The sequence below is a fragment of the Chryseobacterium edaphi genome, from assembly GCF_025628985.1.
In the GTDB taxonomy this organism is placed as follows: domain Bacteria; phylum Bacteroidota; class Bacteroidia; order Flavobacteriales; family Weeksellaceae; genus Chryseobacterium; species Chryseobacterium edaphi.
This window is the reverse complement of sequence record NZ_JAOTEM010000001.1, coordinates 1,022,535-1,039,358: the sequence shown is the minus strand read 5'-3', so window position 1 is coordinate 1,039,358 and position 16,824 is coordinate 1,022,535. Positions and strand designations below refer to the sequence as shown.

Here is a 16,824-nt window from a genome sequence, read left to right as displayed (position 1 = left end):
GTGAATCAGCTCAGAAAAGACACTTTGTTTTAATGAAAAAAAATAAGGACAATATCAAAAAAACACTAAATTTGCCGGGATTGACATTATGGAAAAGAAAACACAAAAACCACAGACCGAGTCGCCAGAAAAAGGCAAGATCTTATCGAAGCCGCGAATCTTTTTCGGATTAACGTTTATCGTTTTTTCGGGAGTTCTAGCATTTTCTTTCATTTCGTATTTAATGAATTGGAAATCAGATCAAAGTCAGGCAGGAACGATGCTTGACAAAAGCATACAATCTTCTAATATTTTTGGAAAATTGGGTGATTGGCTGGGCAATATTTTTATATTTGAAAGCATTGGTGTTGCATCATTTATTGTTGCATTTCTTTTTGTAGTTTTCGGGACAATGATTCTGAAGAAAAAAATCTTCAAACCTTGGATGACTTTCGGGCATTCTTTGTTCTTTATCTGTTGGCTTCCTATCTTTTTTGGAGCGATTACAAAGGGTCAGGGAAATGCAGGAGTTCTAAGCGGAGTTTATGGTTATCAGATTATGGATTCTTTGAATGCAATCATCGGAAGTGTTGGTCTTTGGTTAGTGTTGGTGGTGAGTATCGCATTATATTTCATCTTGGAATTTAATCTTCGTCCAAGCTCAATCAAATCAAAGTTTAACGAAATCAATGAAAATACAATTGGCAGAGTGAAATCGATGATGCCCAATTCAAGTGAAAATTTCGAAGCGGATGAAGAACTTGAAAATGAAATTCAGGATTCCCAGTCAAACATTACCGTTACTGATCTTTCAAATAGTGGAAAAATTCTGGAGACGGAAAAACCTGTGAAAGTTTCAACTGTTGAGCCTTCGGTAAATGTAGAACCTATTGTTACTCCTAATCAGACTTCATTTGAAGAAATAAAAAAAGATTCTTCGCCGACTGTAAGTTTAGATCTAAATACAAAACCAGTAATTCCGGTTGCAAGACCTGAAGAAGCTTTTGATATCAAACCATCACCTATTTCAACTCCATCATCTGACGGAATTAAATTTAATGTAGAAGTTGCTCCTGCTGTAGAAATTATTACTGATGCTGATCAACAATCAAATGATTTGGTTGAAAAACATGGTTTGTATGATCATCGTTTAGATTTAGCTAAATTTCAAATGCCGACTTTAGATTTACTGAAAGATTACGGTAATGAGGAGATCTCGGTAAATAAAGAAGAATTAGAAGAAAATAAAAATAAAATTGTCGGCTTATTAAAGAATTTCAACGTCGGAATTGCCGAAATTAAAGCGACGATCGGACCAACCGTAACGTTATACGAAATCGTACCGGAAGCAGGAATCAGGGTTTCTGCGATCAAAAAACTTCAGGATGATATTGCTTTGAATCTTTCTGCTTTAGGAATCAGAATCATCGCACCGATGCCTGGAAAAGGTACGATCGGAATTGAAGTTCCGAGAAAAAATCCTACAATGGTTTCTATGCGTTCGGTGATTGCTTCACAGAAATTCCAGAATACAGATATGGATCTTCCGGTTGTTTTTGGAAAAACGATTTCCAATGAAGTTTTCATGGCCGATTTGTCAAAAATGCCTCACCTTTTAATGGCTGGTTCTACAGGTCAGGGAAAATCGGTCGGGATTAATGCAATTCTTACTTCCCTACTCTACAAGAAGCATCCAAGCGAATTGAAATTCGTAATGGTGGATCCTAAAAAAGTGGAACTTTCTTTATATTCAAAAATCGAAAGACATTATCTGGCGAAACTTCCGGATTCGGATGATGCAATTATTACAGATACTCATAAAGTAATCAACACTCTGAATTCTCTTTGTGTTGAGATGGATCAACGATATGATTTGCTTAAAAATGCATTTTGTAAAAATTTAAAGGAATACAATAAAAAATTCTCTGAAAGAAAATTAAATCCTGAAAACGGACACCGATATTTGCCTTACATTGTTTTGGTTGTCGACGAATTTGCAGATTTGATTATGACAGCAGGTAAAGAAGTTGAGCTTCCTATTGCAAGATTGGCGCAGTTAGCAAGGGCAGTTGGGATTCACTTAATTGTTGCCACTCAAAGACCTTCTGTAAATGTAATTACAGGTATGATTAAAGCAAACTTCCCTGCAAGAGCGGCGTTCAGAGTAATTTCAAGTGTCGATTCAAGAACAATTCTGGATTCTCCGGGAGCTGATCAGCTGATCGGAAAAGGTGACATGCTCTATTTTAACGGAAATGAAATTTTAAGACTTCAATGTGCATTTGTTGATACTCCTGAAGTTGAAAGACTGGCTGAATTTATTGGTGAACAAAAAGGATATGCTTCAGCTTTTATGCTTCCTGAGTATGTCAATGAAGAAGCAACAAGTTCTGTAGGAGCTTTCGATCCAAACGAAAAAGATCAGTTATTTGATGATGCTGCGAGAATCATTGTTTCAACACAGCAAGGTTCTACTTCTATGCTTCAGAGACAATTGAAATTGGGATACAACAGAGCCGGAAGAATTATGGATCAGCTTGAAGCAAGCGGTATTGTTGGAGGATTTAATGGTGCTAAAGCTAGAGAAGTTTTGATCAGTGATCTGAATTCTTTGGAACAGTTTTTGGAAGACCTGCGAAATTAAAGAAACAGACATCTTTTAACTTTTAATTGTTGACGGTGTCTAAGTAGTAAAAAATTTAGAAATAAAAAGATGAAAAAAATAATTTCAAAAATAGTATTTGGAAGTTTTGTAATAGGAAGTATTGCTTTTGTTCAGGCTCAGAAAATTGATGCCAAAGCAAAAAAAATACTGGATGATGTGACGGCTAATTACAAATCTAAAAAGAATTCATATTTCAAGTTTGCCTTCGGAAGCGGTGTAAACGGTGTCGTAAGTAAAAACGAACCCGGAATTTATTACACAGCCGGAGATAAATATAAGTTGAAAATCATGGAAACCGAACAGATTTTCGACGGTAGCAAAATTTACAATATCAATACAGAAGATAAGGAAGTGACGGTAGCAAAGCCTAATGAAAGTTCTACTATGTTCTCTCCTATTAATTATTTGACCTCTTACAGAAATGATTACAACGTTTCTTACAGTGGAAAAAAAACTATTGATGGTGTAAGTGCAGATTTTATCACTTTAACACCGGTAAAAGCAAATGGTTTAAAATCTATCTACATTTTTATAGACGGATCAAAAAAGCAAATGCTTAAGCTTGAACAGCACGGAAACAACAAAGATATTGCTGTAATTTCTATTAAAGAATACAAAGAAAACCAGCAATTAGACCCGAATATGTTTGTTTTTGATAAGAATAAATTCAAAAATTATCTTGTTACAGAATTATAATTCTAAATATATATTAAAATTTAAAGTCACAAAGGAAACTTTGTGGCTTTTTCATTAATTTTGGCGAATGTTTAAAATATTAGACCGATATATCATTAAAACCTTTTTTGGTCCGTTCTTTTTTATATTCAGCGTATTGTTTTTCATTTTTATTGTAAACATTATCTGGATTCAGCTTGGGCAGTTTATAGGAAAAGGACTTACTACATTTCAGATCATGAAGCTTCTTTTTTATCTGGGAGTGAACGTTGTAAGTATGGTGTTACCGTTGACAATACTTTTGGCGAGTATCATGTCTTTCGGAGAATTTGGTGAACGCTATGAACTTGCCGCCATGAAAGCTGCCGGAATTTCGTTAACGAGAGTGATGATGCCGCTTTTAGGTGTTGTGACCTTATTAGCAATAATGCTCTACCTCTTCTCAAGTAACATTATTCCCGATTTTCAAAGGAAGGCTAAGAATATGCTCTTCAATATAGCTCAGACTAAACCTGCATTAAATTTTACACCTGGACAGTTCATTGATCAGATTCCTGGTTATATGGTGAAATTTGATAAAATTGAAGGTGAAGATGGAAGAGATCTTGAAGGAGTTTTTATCCATAAAAAAGCAAGTACATTCGAAAACCAACAGTCTATTGTTGCAGAAAAAGGAAAATTTGTAACACCGCCCAATAAGAATTATCTGCAATTGGTTTTATTTAATGGATATGTTTTTGAAGATGATTACGCAGGAAAAGTAGAAAATGTAAGATTAAAGCAACCCGATCAGGCTATAAAATTTGATACTCTAGTTTCTCATTTTGATGTAAGTGAGATCATCAACAAAGCCATTGAAGAAGAAAAGATCACTGAAGATTTCCGTTTTCAGTCATTTGAAGAATTGTTTAAAACAATTGATAATACCAAAAAAGATAACGTTAAATTGGTAACGAATATCAGTACTGAGGTAATGTCCCAAACGAGTTCGGTTGTGAGCTATATGGATAAAAATAAATCGAAAGCTCCTGTAAAATCCCAGTATAAATTTGATACGATCAAGAAAGACAAAAAGCTTGAGATGATCTATAATGCGCACAGCAGATTAGACAACCTAAAAACAACGCTGGATTCAAAAAATCAAGAACTTAGTCCAAGTATAAAATATTTCAATAAAGTCGTGATCTATCAACAGAGAATGTTAACATATTCATTCACGTGTATTATTTTCTTTATGATCGGTGCGAGTTTGGGATCTATCATCCGAAAAGGAGGAATGGGTGTTCCCGTTATTATTGCTATTGTCATATTTATTATCTTTTATGTAATCAATGTTGGTTTTGAGAACGTAGCGTGGTCGGGAAAAATGAATCCTTATCTCGCAGCTTGGCTTCCGAATATTATTTTATTTCCTTTTGGAATTTTGATGACTTACAAAGCTTTAACAGATTCTCAGCTGTTTGATTCTGAAAAATACAAATCGTTCTTTAAACCGCTTATTAAGCTTTTTGTGAAAGATAAAGAACATAAACGTTATCAGTAAATCTTTAGATCCGGAACTTGTTTCCGGATTTTTTGCTTTAAAATGAATTTAACTTTTCATCCTTTTGATGGTTTATTATGAAATTGTCTGCTATAAATTAATTAGTTTAAAAATTCAAAAAAAAGTCTCATATTTATCACCTAATTTAATTTATCTAAATTCTATGAAGAAATTATTACTTATTGGTTTATTCGGGCTTTTGTCATTCAATGTTCATGCTCAGGAAGAAACCACTTATAATGGAGAAAAATACGGATATATCATTGATAAATCCGGAAAAAAAATTGAAGGAGTTGTTCATCTTAATGGAGGTTATTCAAGTCCGTGGGAAAATCAGTTGAAAGTGAAATTTGCTGCTGTTGCTGATATTGATAAGGTGAAAAACAAGATTAAATTTAAAACTTATGATGCAGATGATATCAAAGAATATATGGTTTATGAAGGCGAAACACCAAGAATTTTTCAGGCTATAAAATATACCAACACAAGAGAAGCATTGAACAGCTCAAACAATTCTACAGGCATTGGTGCAGGTATAAAAGCATTGAACAATATAACACGAACGTCTCAGTTTGCAGAAGTTGTGACAGAAGGTAAAATCAAAGTATATAAAATGTACGGTTATCCTACTTCTGGTGCAAATTACAATTCTATAGAAAACGAAAGATTAAGAACAACTCCTGATTATGTTTACTCAAAAAAAGGTGGAAAAGTAGAAGACTTCACCCCTGCAAAAGTAAAAATTGCCATTGCAGACTGTCCTTATGCGAAAGCTAAATCTACCAAAGGTGAATACGCATCTTTAAAACATGAAGAAAAACAAAGAAGCGGTCTTGGAAAATTCATCAGAGATGAGATCAAAAATGCAACAGTCGATAAATTATCTATCGTCAATGAAGTGATTTATGATTATAACGAAAACTGTAAATAATTAATTGGCAAATAAAAAAAACAACTGCTTTTGTAGTTGTTTTTTTTACCTTTAAATTCAAAAATCTTAAATTTTAATCATGAAAAAAATATTTTTTATATTCTTAATCTTCATTGGTATTTCTGCTTCAGCTCAACAGACTGATAAAGAAAATTATATCAAAAAAGAAAGCATCGGCGGAAAGCTGGATTTTACAAAAAAAGTAGAGGCACAATATAAAGACGCTCCATTCATTCGCTTTGGTGATAGTAATATACTTTACAATAAAAAAGATTTTGCCATTTTACTTTGGGCTGCAAACGTTAGAAACTTAGGAATAGAATCTTTTGATCAGGCAGTAAAAATTTGGGAAGAAATTTATAAAAGAAGTTTAACTGATCCTGAAAAGAAAGCTTTGAAAACCGGATTTGAAGCGAAATTTTAATATTGGAAATATTTGTCGCACATTTTTTGTTTTAGCAAACATCCAATCACAAAATTTCTATAATGAAAAAACTATTTTTAATTTCCAGTCTTATTATCATAATATCCTGCAAAAAAGAAAATGATAAAACTCTCGAAAATGATGTTACACAAGAAGTTTCCAACTCAAAAATAAATAAAGATTCTTTACAGTTAAAAAATGATTTACATTCAGTTGACGGGATAAAAAAAGAATACAATCTGGTCAATTCAAAACTGACAGCAAAAAAACTCGATTCTGTAAGTTTTGATTATGAATGCGAAGAGAGATCCGGAAATGTCGTTTATTATTCAGAAAAAGGAATTTTAAAGGTTGTTAAACATTTCAACGCAGACAGTCATTTTTCTTCAACTGAGAATTATTTTGTGAATGATGGAAAACCTTATTTTGTTTTCAAAGATGATACAGTCTGGAGTTTTGACGGTGGAACACCTGAAAAACCGGAAACAAAAGATGACATTACTGAGCAGAGATTTTATATTGTTGAAGGTAAACCTATTCAATGTCTTGAAAAAAAATACACTTTAAAATCTAGCTCAAAAAATAATCCCAAATCTGAAAATGTTCACAATAAAGAAATGAAAAATTGCTCGATTGACGAATTGCAGAAAACTTTTAATCTGCTTATGAAAAATAAAGAAAAAAAAGGCAAAATGAATTGTCTTTAAAATTAAAAAGTGGTTCCAAAAAAATTCGGAACCACTTTTTTTGTTATTTAAAACTGAAAATTATACTTTCATAATTTCAGCTTCCTTCGTCTTAAGATGATCGTCACAAAGTTTTACGTGCTTATCTGTAAGTACCTGAATTTCTTCTTCAGTTCCTTTGATAGCATCTTCAGAAACTCCTTCTAGCTTCTTCAGTTCTTTGATTCCGTTTTGTCTTGCGTTTCTTACAACGATTTTTGTATCTTCAGTTTCTCCTTTAGCTTGTTTTGCCAATTCTCTTCTTCTGTCTTCTGTCAAAGGTGGAACATTAAGGATGATATTTTCCCCATTATTAGAAGGTGCAAAACCTAAGTTAGAATTAATAATTGCTTTTTCAATAGCATTGATTGCCGTTCTATCCCAAGGTTGAATAGAAATTGTCATCGCATCGGGCACAGAAACGTTAGCAACCTGATTAAGAGGAGTTGGAGCACCATAATATTCTACCATCACATCCTGAACCATATTTGTAGACGCACGTCCCGCTCTGATTCTTTGAAATGCATGATCCAAGTGCTTTATAGCTGCTTCCATATCATGTTTTACAGATTCTACGATAAGATCTAATTCTTCCATTATATAATAAAAATTTGATAAGTTACACATTTGATTAAGATGAGTAATAAGTAATTTTTTTAATAAATAATACTCTTACTTTTTTAAATATTCACTAAAGTTCCGACAGATTCTCCTTCTACAATCTTCACCAAATTACCATCTTTATTCATATCAAAAACAATGATTGGCAATTTATTTTCGTGGCTTAATGTGAAAGCAGTCATATCCATCACTTTAAGATTTTTCTCGAAAACTTCGTCGAAAGACAGTGAGTTGTATTTTACGGCATTTTCGTTTTTCTCAGGATCGCTGTCGTAGATTCCATCTACTCTTGTTCCTTTTAAGATAACGTCTGCATCAATTTCGATAGCTCTTAAAGTTGCTGCAGTATCAGTTGTGAAATAAGGATTTCCTGTTCCCGCTCCGAAGATCACCACTCTACCCTTTTCAAGATGTCTTACTGCTCTTCTTTTGATGAATGGTTCAGCTACTTTATCCATTTCAATGGCAGATTGCAATCTTGTTTTGATTCCTGCATCTTCCAAAGCGCCTTGCAATGCCATTCCATTGATCACGGTTGCCAACATTCCCATGTAATCGCCTTGTACTCTATCCATTCCTGCCGCAGCTCCTGCAACACCACGGAAAATATTTCCTCCTCCAATTACAATAGCAGTTTCGCAGCCCATATCAACTACCTTTTTAATTTCCTGAGCATATTCCATCAGTCTTTCGGGATCAATACCGTACTGTCTGTTTCCCATCAATGCTTCACCACTCAGTTTCAGAAGGATTCTTTTATATTTCATCTTTAAATTTATAATAGTTTTTGAGAATTAATTTCCTCAGAAATTAACTTTGCAAATATAATCATTAAAAATATTGAAAAAAGAAAAATATTTAATACTAAATAATGTTCTAAATATTTTGATAAGTACGAAAAAGGATTATTTTTGCATTAATTAATTACTGATTTGAAGAAAGTTCTAATTTTTTCACTATTTCTTTCGGGAATTGTTTCATTTGCTCAAACTGGAACAAATGTATATCCGTTTCTGAACATTCCTGTTTCGGCAAGACAGGCCGCTTTAGGCGGTGATGCAATTACAATGAGAGATCACGATGTATCTTTTGCGATTGCCAATCCTGCTTTGTTGAATAAAGAATCAGACAAGCAGCTTTCTGTGAATGCAACTGCATATCTCGCAGACTCAAAATATGGAACCATTGCTTTTGCCAAAGATCTTGACAACGGTCATATGGTTACTGTAAATGCTCGTTACATGAGCTACGGTAACATTCCGAGAACTGATGAAAGTGGTTTTGAAATGGGAGAATTCTCTGCTTCAGATGTTGCAGTTGGTGGTGGGTACGCATATCAGTTTGAAGAAGACTGGACAATCGGTGGCGGATTAAATTTTATTACTTCAAAAATAGACACCTACACTTCTTCCGCTTTAGCAGGAACTTTGGGGGTTACTTACCATCCAAAACAAAGCAAAGAAGTTGTTTCCGTAGTATTAAGAAACTTCGGATATCAGTTTAAATCGTTCAACGGTGTAAGAGAAAATCTGCCATTCAGAATTGATTTAGGTTATACTAAAATTTTAAAAGCTTTTCCTTTAGCAATTACAGTTACGGCACACGATTTACAGGAATTTGATATTTCGTCAGAATTAAATGTAAACGGACAGGAAGTGAATGTCGGAAGGAAGATTGCCGATCACTTTTCTTTAGGTGCAGAGCTTTTTCCCGAAAAAAGTTTTAATGTAAGATTGGGTTACAACGTCAGAAGAGGAAATGAACTAGCCGTTGCAGATCAGAGAAATTTCTCAGGACTTTCTGCTGGTTTCGGACTTAAAATTTCAAAATTTCGTATTGATTATGCTCATGTGAGATATCACAATTCTTCTAATGTCAATCAAATAGGAATTTCTGTTGATCTTAGTAGTCACAGAGGAGAATAATTTCATTCTACAATTTAATTTAAATACTTTATTTTCCTAAACATTGTGATCTCTGCTAAGTGAAACGCCTTTGCGAACTCAAAAGCAGTTAGTAGTAAAGAAACTCTTTGCGAACTTTGCGTTAAAATTAATCATTAATTTCAGGTTTAAATATTAGATTTTTTTGAAATTTTCAGATTTTTTTTTGAAATTTGTAGTATGAAAAAACCAGTAATAGCCATTGACGGATTCTCATCTACCGGGAAAAGTTCAATCTCAAAAATTATTGCCGAAAAGTTAGGAATTGTACATCTTGATACGGGAGCTTTATACAGAGGTATTACTTGGTTTGCACTGCAAAACTGCTTAAATGAAGATGGAACCATCAATATTGAGCAGCTTTTTTCATCTTTCTCACTCATCGAACTTGAATTTAAAAATGATACTGGCGAGCTGGTTCTCTTTATGAATCACATCAATATTTCTAAAGAAATTCGCAGCAACGAAGTTTCAAACAATGTAAGTTTAATCGCAAAGCAAAAAGAGGTAAGAGATTTTCTTTTGCAGTCTCAACGAAATTTGGCAGAAAAAGGCGGAATCATCATGGATGGCAGAGATATTGGCACAGTTGTACTGCCAAATGCCGATTTTAAATTTTTTCTGACAGCAAGTATTGATGAAAGAACGAAAAGAAGATATCAGGAATTATTAGGTTTAGGAATAGAAGCCGACGAAAATCAGGTGAAAGAAAACCTTATAGAAAGAGATCGCATCGACAGTGAAAGAGAAATTGCACCTTTGAAGAAAGCAGACGATGCAATCGTCATCGATAATACGATGCTTACTAAGAAAGAGACAATAGAGAGTATATTGTCACATTTAAAAAAATAGCATTTTTTATCTGCCACAAACCTTATTTGGTATATTAATTGTAACATTCAATCTATAGAATATTTATTAACAATAATTAAAAAACAAGAAATGTCTAGAAAAGAAAACAATACAGCAGGTATTTTAGCAGGACTTTTAGCAGGTGCTGCAGCAGGTGTAATTTTAGGAATGTTATATGCTCCGGAAGAAGGTAAAGAAACTAGAAAAAAAATCAAAAATAAAGCTAACGACTTAAAAGAGGAAGCTAAAAATAAGTACGGAGAAGTTTCTGAAAAAGTAAAAGACCAGTATGGAAACATTTCTTCTACTTTCAAAGAAACAGCTAATAACGTAGCTCACACCGTGAAAGACGGTTACGATAAATACAAGGATCAGATTGTTTCTAAAACGACAGACATCGTGAAAGATGTTGAAACAGGATTGAATGATCTAAAAAGATAAATTCATTTTAATTTAAATGATAAAAGGAACTTTGACCAAATTAAAGTTCCTTTTTTTGTAACTTTAAAGAAAAACAATGATAGAAACTATAAAAGAATATGCATCAAAGCGAATAGATTTGCTGAAGATTCAGGCGACAGAAAAATCATCAATTTCTGCAGGAGTTATTGCTTATCTGGTTATTTTATTAGTTGCTTTTACTTTTTTTATTATCCTTTTTAATTTTGGACTCGCATTTTTCATTGGCAAACTATTGAATAATACTTCGTATGGATTCTTAATTGTTGCAGCATTTTATTTGTTGATAACATTAATAGTTGTTACCTTTAAAAAGCGCATCGTCAATATAATTGCAAATAAAGTAATCGAATTTTTAAACCACTAATTATGAGCAGAAGTTATAATAGTTTGGAAGAACTAAGAAGAAAGAAAAAGCTTTTAAAAGGTGAAATTGAAGATTTGGAAGGTTTATTGACTTTCAAAAATACCAAAGAAAGCTTAAGCGCATTTACTAATGGTCTCACCGATCAGTATCTGAAAGAAAAAATTGATGAAGATGGTGAAGAAAAAACTGTTCTCAGGAAAGATGTCATTGCAAAACAATTGACTTCTGAAGTAAAAGACCTCTTTCTAAATAAAAATACGGCGATGGGTATTGCCGGAAGCGCATTCAAAGGTGATGCAATGGATACCGTTGTGAAACTTGCTGTAACTGCTTTTGTTGCCAATTATGCAAAGAAAAATATGCGCAGTTCAAATTGGAAAAAGAAAATATTGGGAGCTGTATTAATTTACGTTGCACCAATGGCTCTGAAATTTGTGAGAACAAAATTAGAAGCTTACCAAAAAACAAAAAGTGTTTCGAGCATGGAGCAACTTATATAATCTTAAGAAGTTAGCTGTTAGAAAATAGAAATTAGTTTAATTGATTTTTATTTCTGATTTCTAACTTCTATTTTGAAAATAACTGTCCTAAAATAATTCCTGCAGCCATAGAAACATTAAGACTTTCTGTGGATTGAGATTTTCCAAATCTTGGAATTGAGATTTTTTTGTGAAGTAATTTTTCTGTTTCTTCACGCATTCCTTTTCCTTCGTTACCTAAAATTAAATTCAGTTTTTCTGGCTTTTGGAAGGAATAAATATTTTCTCCATCCATATCGGTTCCAATGTTTGTATTTTGAGTTGCAGAGAGATATTCAACCAAATTACAATATATCAAATTTACTCTTGTAAAAGATCCCATACTTGCCTGAATTACCTTTGGATTGTAAAAATCTACTGTATCATCACTACAAATGATCTGTTCGATTCCAAACCAATCTGCCAAACGAATAATTGTTCCCAAATTTCCTGGATCCTGAATTCCGTCTAAAACCAATTGAATACTTTGATCTCCTAATTTTAATTCTTGATTCAATTCACAAACAGCTACCGAATCTTTAGGATTTTGCAGAAAACTAATTTTTTTTAGTTCATTTTCAGCGATTTGATGCACAATGGTGTCCCTAAAATTTAAATTTTGAGGATTTGTAGAAAATATTTCTTTAATTTTAAAGTTAGAATTAGGAAGTTCGGAGATTATTTTATTCCCTTCAACCAAAAACAAATTGTATTTTTGTCTGAACTTCTTTTTATCTAAAGACTGTAAAACTTTTATTGTATGAGCTGTAAGCATTATAAGAATTCTCCTCAAAAATATTATAAAATTATATCATTCGCAACAGTTGTTGGTTTACTTTACGCTTGCAGTACAACAAAAAAAGTTCCGGATGGAGAATTTTTGCTCACGAAAAACAAATTTGAGTTTGAAGATAAAAAAGAATTTTTCGATGAAGAACTGATAGGTTATGTTCAGCAGAAGCCTAATAAAAAACAATTACTTTTCGTACCGTTAGGACTTTTACTACACAATGCAGCAAACCCAAAATACGATACATTATTTAGCGAATATCTTACCTACCCTAGTGAAATGAGAAATCAAAAGCTGAGGGATTCATTGTTTATTAAATATAATATGCAAAGTGACGTGGGTAAAAGTTTGTTGTGGGACAGAATCTTACACAATTTTGGAACTCCACCCGTTATTTTGGATCAGACAAGAACTGAGAAAAGTGCACAGTCTATCGAGAAAAGAATGACTTATCGTGGATATTGGGATTCTGAAGTTAAATTTAAACATGAACTTGATTCTACCGCAAAAAAGGCGGCTGTAACTTATTTTTTAAAGCATAACAGTCCTACAAATATTAGAGAATATTATTACAATATTCCCGATGCCGGTGTTAAAAGTCTTTATCAGCAAAATATTAATGAAACCCTTGTAAAATCAGGAAGAGTGCTTGATCAGACTGTTCTTGAGAAAGAAGTGGTTAGAATTAATGATATTATGCGAAGAAGCGGATATTATAAATTTAATAATGCAAATGACGAAGTTTACTTCGTTGCTGATTCATTAAAAGACAGAAAGAATGTACCATTAACACTCGAAATTCATAAAGATTCTGCAGATTCTCCTTACAAAAGATCTACATTTGGGAACATTGATGTTGCAATTGTCGATGAACCAAGTGATTTTGGCAGAAAAACAGTTAAAGACAGTCTCAGAAGAATAAGATTTCATAAAATGAATGATAATTACAAAACCAATTCTATTTGGAGAGCAATTATCGTTGATAACAAATCAGTTTATAATCAGAATCAACTTGACTTGACGAAAAGAAATCTTCTTGCCATGAATAATTTCAGTATTCTGAAAGCTAAAGATTCTTTGAGACAAGGAGGTGCTATAAAACCAAATGACAGTATAGTTGACGTTTTATATTTATTAAAACCACTCCCTAAATATGAAATTAAAGTTGGTACAGATTTAAATTATTCGCAATTTTTAAATTGGGGATTATCTCCTTCAGTAGATCTTACAACCCGGAATGTCTTCGGAGGTGCAGAAAACCTTTCTACAAGTTTATCAGGAACTTTTGGCCGAGTTGTCAATCCAAGAGACTTAGACAACAGAATCTGGGCTTATGAACTATCAGCTCAGGCTTCTTTGAGTTTCCCTCGTTTATTATTGCCATTTAATTATTATAAACTGATTCCTAAAAGATACACTCCTACTTCATCAATTGTTTTAGGTGCTTCTGTGCAGAATAATATTGGTTTGGGAAGAGTGAATTTCAATACGGGTTTAAATTATTTTGCAAACGTTAATGATCAGTCCTCACACAGATTGACTTTGTTTAATACACTATTCAGTTTAACAAAAAATAAGGATAGTTACTACGATTTCTTCGTCAATGATGATGCGATAAGAAGGGTTGTTTTCGACGATTATTTTATATATAATCCACAGTTAAAACAGCAATTTGAATCGGGTGCATTGACAAGAGATCAGGTTTCTGAGCAGATTATTGGTGATCTAAATTATGTGGCAACGCTTGATGCAAAAAAAGCAAATGATTTAGTAGGCTTTCTGGGAACGCTTGTCAACAAAGACAGACAGACTCAGGATGTAATTATCTCATCTTTCATTTATAATTTCATTTATAACGAAATCGGAAAAAAAGATTATCCTAATGCATTCTATTTTAACGGAAAAATGGAAGTTGCAGGTAATATTCCAAGTTTATTTAATCAAAAAAGAGAAGATAATGGAGGTGTTTTACGAAGTCCGGAACGAACTATTTTTGGAATTCCCTACGCACAATTTGTAAAATTTGATTTTGATGTAAGAAAATACTTTAAAACTTTTGGCAATCAGACTTTGGTTCTTAGACAATTTATTGGTGTAGGAGTTCCTTATGGAAATTCTTCATCGATGCCTTTTGTAAGATCATATTTCAATGGAGGTGCAAATGACATACGTGCATGGGTTGCATTCGGAGGTTTAGGTCCTGGAGGATCGCAGGTTGATGAAAGAGTGCGAACTTATTTGATGGGAAATATTAAATTAACAACCAATCTTGAATATAGAATTCCGTTTACTGATATGTATGAAGGAGCTATTTTCACAGATATTGGGAACGTTTGGAATACAGAAAATAACGGATTTGACGATCAGTTTAAATTCAACCGATTCATTAGAGAAATGGGTGTTGGTAGCGGATTTGGATTGAGAGTAAACGTTGCATACATTACTTTGAGAGTAGATTTAGCATACAAAATCTATGATCCGAATAAACCGGACGGTGAAAAGTGGAGATTTAATCAGTTTCAACCTCTAAAACCTACATTGAATATCGCTTTTGGATATCCTTTCTAATCCGGAGAAATTCCCAATAAAAAATACACTACAGCAACCACTCGTGCGAGAATTTCTCTTGATTGGTTTCTGTAGAAACTTTCAGGTTTGTTGACATCTTGAGCATCAAAACCCAATGCATTCATACTGTTATTTCTTGCAAAAAATAAGGCTCTTAGATTATGAAAACCTTGTGAAACGATGATCACATTTTTCTTTTTATAAATGTCTTTGCAGCGCAGAATACTTTTGTATGTATTAAAACCTTTCGGATCTTCAATGATAATTTCTTCAGGAACGCCTTCCTGATAAATCAGGTAATTTTTCATGGCGGCAGGTTCGTTATAACCTTTACTTTTCTCGCCGCTTACAATGATTTTTTTGATTTTTCCGTGATGATACAACAAAGCAGTTGCATCCATCCTCTTTGTAAAATAGGGGTTTGAAACACCTGATCTCATTCTGGGAGAAGTGCCTAAGACTAAAGCAATCTCGCGTGGCGGAATTTTTGATATTTTATTGTAGGTTCTACCATTCGTTAAACCAAAAACCCAGATATTGGAAAGACAGATCAATAGAAAAATCAATTCTATTGACGCTATAATAAGTTTAAATATGTTTTTGATGATTCTCAACTGAAATCAAAGTTAAGCTTTATTTTCTTAGTTTTTGCTATTGACATACAAGCTAAAATTTTCCCCTGAGCTTCTTCTTTTTCGGTCAGGTATTCGTTTTCCAAAAGTTCCACTTCACCTTCTTCAAGTGTACATTCGCAACTTCCGCAGATACCCGATTTGCATGAATAAGGGACGGGAAAGTTTTGAACCAGTAATTGATGAAGAATTTTTTCTCTGTTGTCAGGAAGCTCGGTCTGATAATTTTTTCCAAACATTTTAAAATCCACTTGTACATTTTCAATTAATGGAAATTCTTTTTCTTGCGGATAAATATTATCATTAAATTCTTCGAAAAGTTCAAAATGAATATTTTTCTTTGGAATTCCATGATGATAACATGCATTTGCCAACGTTTTTACCATCTCCCCTTTTCCGCAAATCAAAACTTCATCTACCGCATCCCAAATTGTAGATTCTTCGTCAGTATCATCCAAATGCAGGATTTGATTGATAATTAAATTTAATTTTTTAGCATCAAGTCTTCCATAAAATAACTGATGCAAAGTTTTCTCCTGTGAATAAAAATAATGAATCTGCAGCCGATCGTTGTACGTTCTTGCAAGATTGTCCAAAAGATCTCTGTAGATCAGATCCTGAGAATTTTTATTTCCAAAAAAAAGAAAAAGTCTGGTTCGCGGTTCGTTATGAAGAATATTTTTGAAATGACTTAAAATGGGCGTTATTCCAATTCCGGCAGCAAAACCTACAATTGTTCTGAATTCGCTTGGCTTGGAAACTAAAGTAAATCTTCCATTTGGCTCGCTCACAGACAATTCGTCACCGATATTGTAATTTTTATATAAATCGGAAGTAGTTCCATCGGAAGAAGTTATTTTAATTCCTAAGCAGATTTTCCCCTCGTAAGGAGCTGAAGTCATTGAATAATCATTGATGATATCTTTACCATGAGAAGAGAATTTTATACTCACAAACTGTCCCGCTTCAAACTTGAAATTCTCTTTAAGATTCTCCGGAACTTCAAGCTCCAGCGAAAAAGTATTTTTGGTCAGGTCTGCCTTTTTAGCTATTTTTAACCGATGAAACTGCGTCAGTTTCCCTTTATAGATTTGTTGTTCCATACTTCAAATCAAAAATAGAGAAAAAATAA

Annotated in this window: 17 protein-coding genes; 12 read left to right on the top strand and 5 right to left on the bottom strand. The window is 33.1% G+C overall.

From position 1 onward, the window contains the following. The first annotated feature begins 88 nt into the window (after window positions 1-88). The 6 genes from NZ698_RS04860 (at window position 89) to NZ698_RS04835 (ending at window position 6,924) form a co-directional block, all read left to right on the top strand. Window positions 89-2,623, top strand: coding sequence for an FtsK/SpoIIIE family DNA translocase (locus NZ698_RS04860; protein ID WP_263001960.1), 2,535 nt, complete (start codon window positions 89-91; stop codon window positions 2,621-2,623). A 69-nt stretch (window positions 2,624-2,692) separates the two neighbouring features. Then, window positions 2,693-3,340 carry an outer membrane lipoprotein periplasmic chaperone LolA1 gene (lolA1, locus tag NZ698_RS04855; protein WP_263001959.1) on the top strand — a complete coding sequence of 216 codons (648 nt, stop codon included), beginning with the start codon at window positions 2,693-2,695 and terminating at the stop codon, window positions 3,338-3,340. Between the two features lie 67 nt (window positions 3,341-3,407). Further along, on the top strand, window positions 3,408-4,862 hold the full coding sequence (locus tag NZ698_RS04850; protein WP_263001958.1) for an LptF/LptG family permease: 1,455 nt from the start codon (window positions 3,408-3,410) through the stop codon (window positions 4,860-4,862). A 163-nt stretch (window positions 4,863-5,025) separates the two neighbouring features. After that, window positions 5,026-5,793 carry a hypothetical protein gene (locus tag NZ698_RS04845; RefSeq protein ID WP_263001957.1) on the top strand — a complete coding sequence of 256 codons (768 nt, stop codon included), beginning with the start codon at window positions 5,026-5,028 and terminating at the stop codon, window positions 5,791-5,793. Window positions 5,794-5,872: 79 nt separating this feature from the next. Beyond that, on the top strand, window positions 5,873-6,217 hold the full coding sequence (locus tag NZ698_RS04840) for a hypothetical protein (protein ID WP_263001956.1): 345 nt from the start codon (window positions 5,873-5,875) through the stop codon (window positions 6,215-6,217). A gap of 62 nt (window positions 6,218-6,279) precedes the next feature. Beyond that, a complete protein-coding gene (locus NZ698_RS04835) occupies window positions 6,280-6,924 on the top strand; it encodes a hypothetical protein (protein ID WP_263001955.1) in 645 nt (214 codons plus the stop codon). A 60-nt stretch (window positions 6,925-6,984) separates the two neighbouring features. On the opposite strand, the gene frr is transcribed toward NZ698_RS04835, so the two are convergent. Further along, on the bottom strand, window positions 6,985-7,539 hold the full coding sequence (frr, locus tag NZ698_RS04830) for a ribosome recycling factor (protein WP_263001954.1): 555 nt from the start codon (window positions 7,537-7,539) through the stop codon (window positions 6,985-6,987). 83 nt (window positions 7,540-7,622) lie between these two features. Continuing rightward, entirely contained in the window at window positions 7,623-8,330 is a 708-nt protein-coding gene (gene pyrH / locus NZ698_RS04825) for a UMP kinase (RefSeq protein WP_263001953.1), read from the bottom strand. A 165-nt stretch (window positions 8,331-8,495) separates the two neighbouring features. On the opposite strand from pyrH, the gene porQ reads away from it, so the two are divergent. The 5 genes from porQ to NZ698_RS04800 all read left to right on the top strand — a co-directional run bounded on the left by porQ (window position 8,496) and on the right by NZ698_RS04800 (window position 11,684). Continuing rightward, window positions 8,496-9,488: a type IX secretion system protein PorQ gene (gene porQ, locus NZ698_RS04820; RefSeq protein WP_263001952.1), complete on the top strand. Its 993-nt coding sequence runs from the start codon at window positions 8,496-8,498 to the stop codon at window positions 9,486-9,488. 198 nt (window positions 9,489-9,686) lie between these two features. Then, window positions 9,687-10,358, top strand: coding sequence for a (d)CMP kinase (gene cmk / locus NZ698_RS04815; protein WP_263001951.1), 672 nt, complete (start codon window positions 9,687-9,689; stop codon window positions 10,356-10,358). Window positions 10,359-10,448: 90 nt separating this feature from the next. Continuing rightward, entirely contained in the window at window positions 10,449-10,799 is a 351-nt protein-coding gene (locus tag NZ698_RS04810) for a YtxH domain-containing protein (RefSeq protein WP_263001950.1), read from the top strand. Window positions 10,800-10,875: 76 nt separating this feature from the next. Then, window positions 10,876-11,184: a phage holin family protein gene (locus NZ698_RS04805; RefSeq protein ID WP_263001949.1), complete on the top strand. Its 309-nt coding sequence runs from the start codon at window positions 10,876-10,878 to the stop codon at window positions 11,182-11,184. Between the two features lie 2 nt (window positions 11,185-11,186). Then, window positions 11,187-11,684, top strand: a complete 498-nt coding sequence (locus NZ698_RS04800) for a phosphoribosyl-ATP pyrophosphatase (protein ID WP_263001948.1) — start codon at window positions 11,187-11,189, stop codon at window positions 11,682-11,684. A 67-nt stretch (window positions 11,685-11,751) separates the two neighbouring features. Here NZ698_RS04800 and NZ698_RS04795 read toward each other — a convergent pair whose 3' ends face one another. Continuing rightward, a complete protein-coding gene (locus tag NZ698_RS04795) occupies window positions 11,752-12,477 on the bottom strand; it encodes a TrmH family RNA methyltransferase (RefSeq protein ID WP_263001947.1) in 726 nt (241 codons plus the stop codon). Here NZ698_RS04795 and tamL point away from each other — a divergent pair. Further along, window positions 12,463-15,060 carry a translocation and assembly module lipoprotein TamL gene (gene tamL, locus NZ698_RS04790; RefSeq protein ID WP_263001946.1) on the top strand — a complete coding sequence of 866 codons (2,598 nt, stop codon included), beginning with the start codon at window positions 12,463-12,465 and terminating at the stop codon, window positions 15,058-15,060. The genes NZ698_RS04795 and tamL overlap by 15 nt on opposite strands. Here the strand turns inward: tamL and NZ698_RS04785 are convergent. Together NZ698_RS04785 and NZ698_RS04780 are read right to left on the bottom strand one after the other, a co-directional pair. Continuing rightward, the gene (locus NZ698_RS04785; protein ID WP_263001945.1) at window positions 15,057-15,674 is read right to left on the bottom strand and encodes a SanA/YdcF family protein; all 618 of its coding nucleotides are present in this window, start codon (window positions 15,672-15,674) and stop codon (window positions 15,057-15,059) included. The two genes, tamL and NZ698_RS04785, sit on opposite strands and share 4 nt — an antisense overlap. Continuing rightward, on the bottom strand, window positions 15,671-16,795 hold the full coding sequence (locus tag NZ698_RS04780) for a ferredoxin--NADP reductase (protein ID WP_263001944.1): 1,125 nt from the start codon (window positions 16,793-16,795) through the stop codon (window positions 15,671-15,673). The genes NZ698_RS04785 and NZ698_RS04780 overlap by 4 nt, the downstream gene beginning before the upstream one ends. Window positions 16,796-16,824 lie beyond the last annotated feature (29 nt).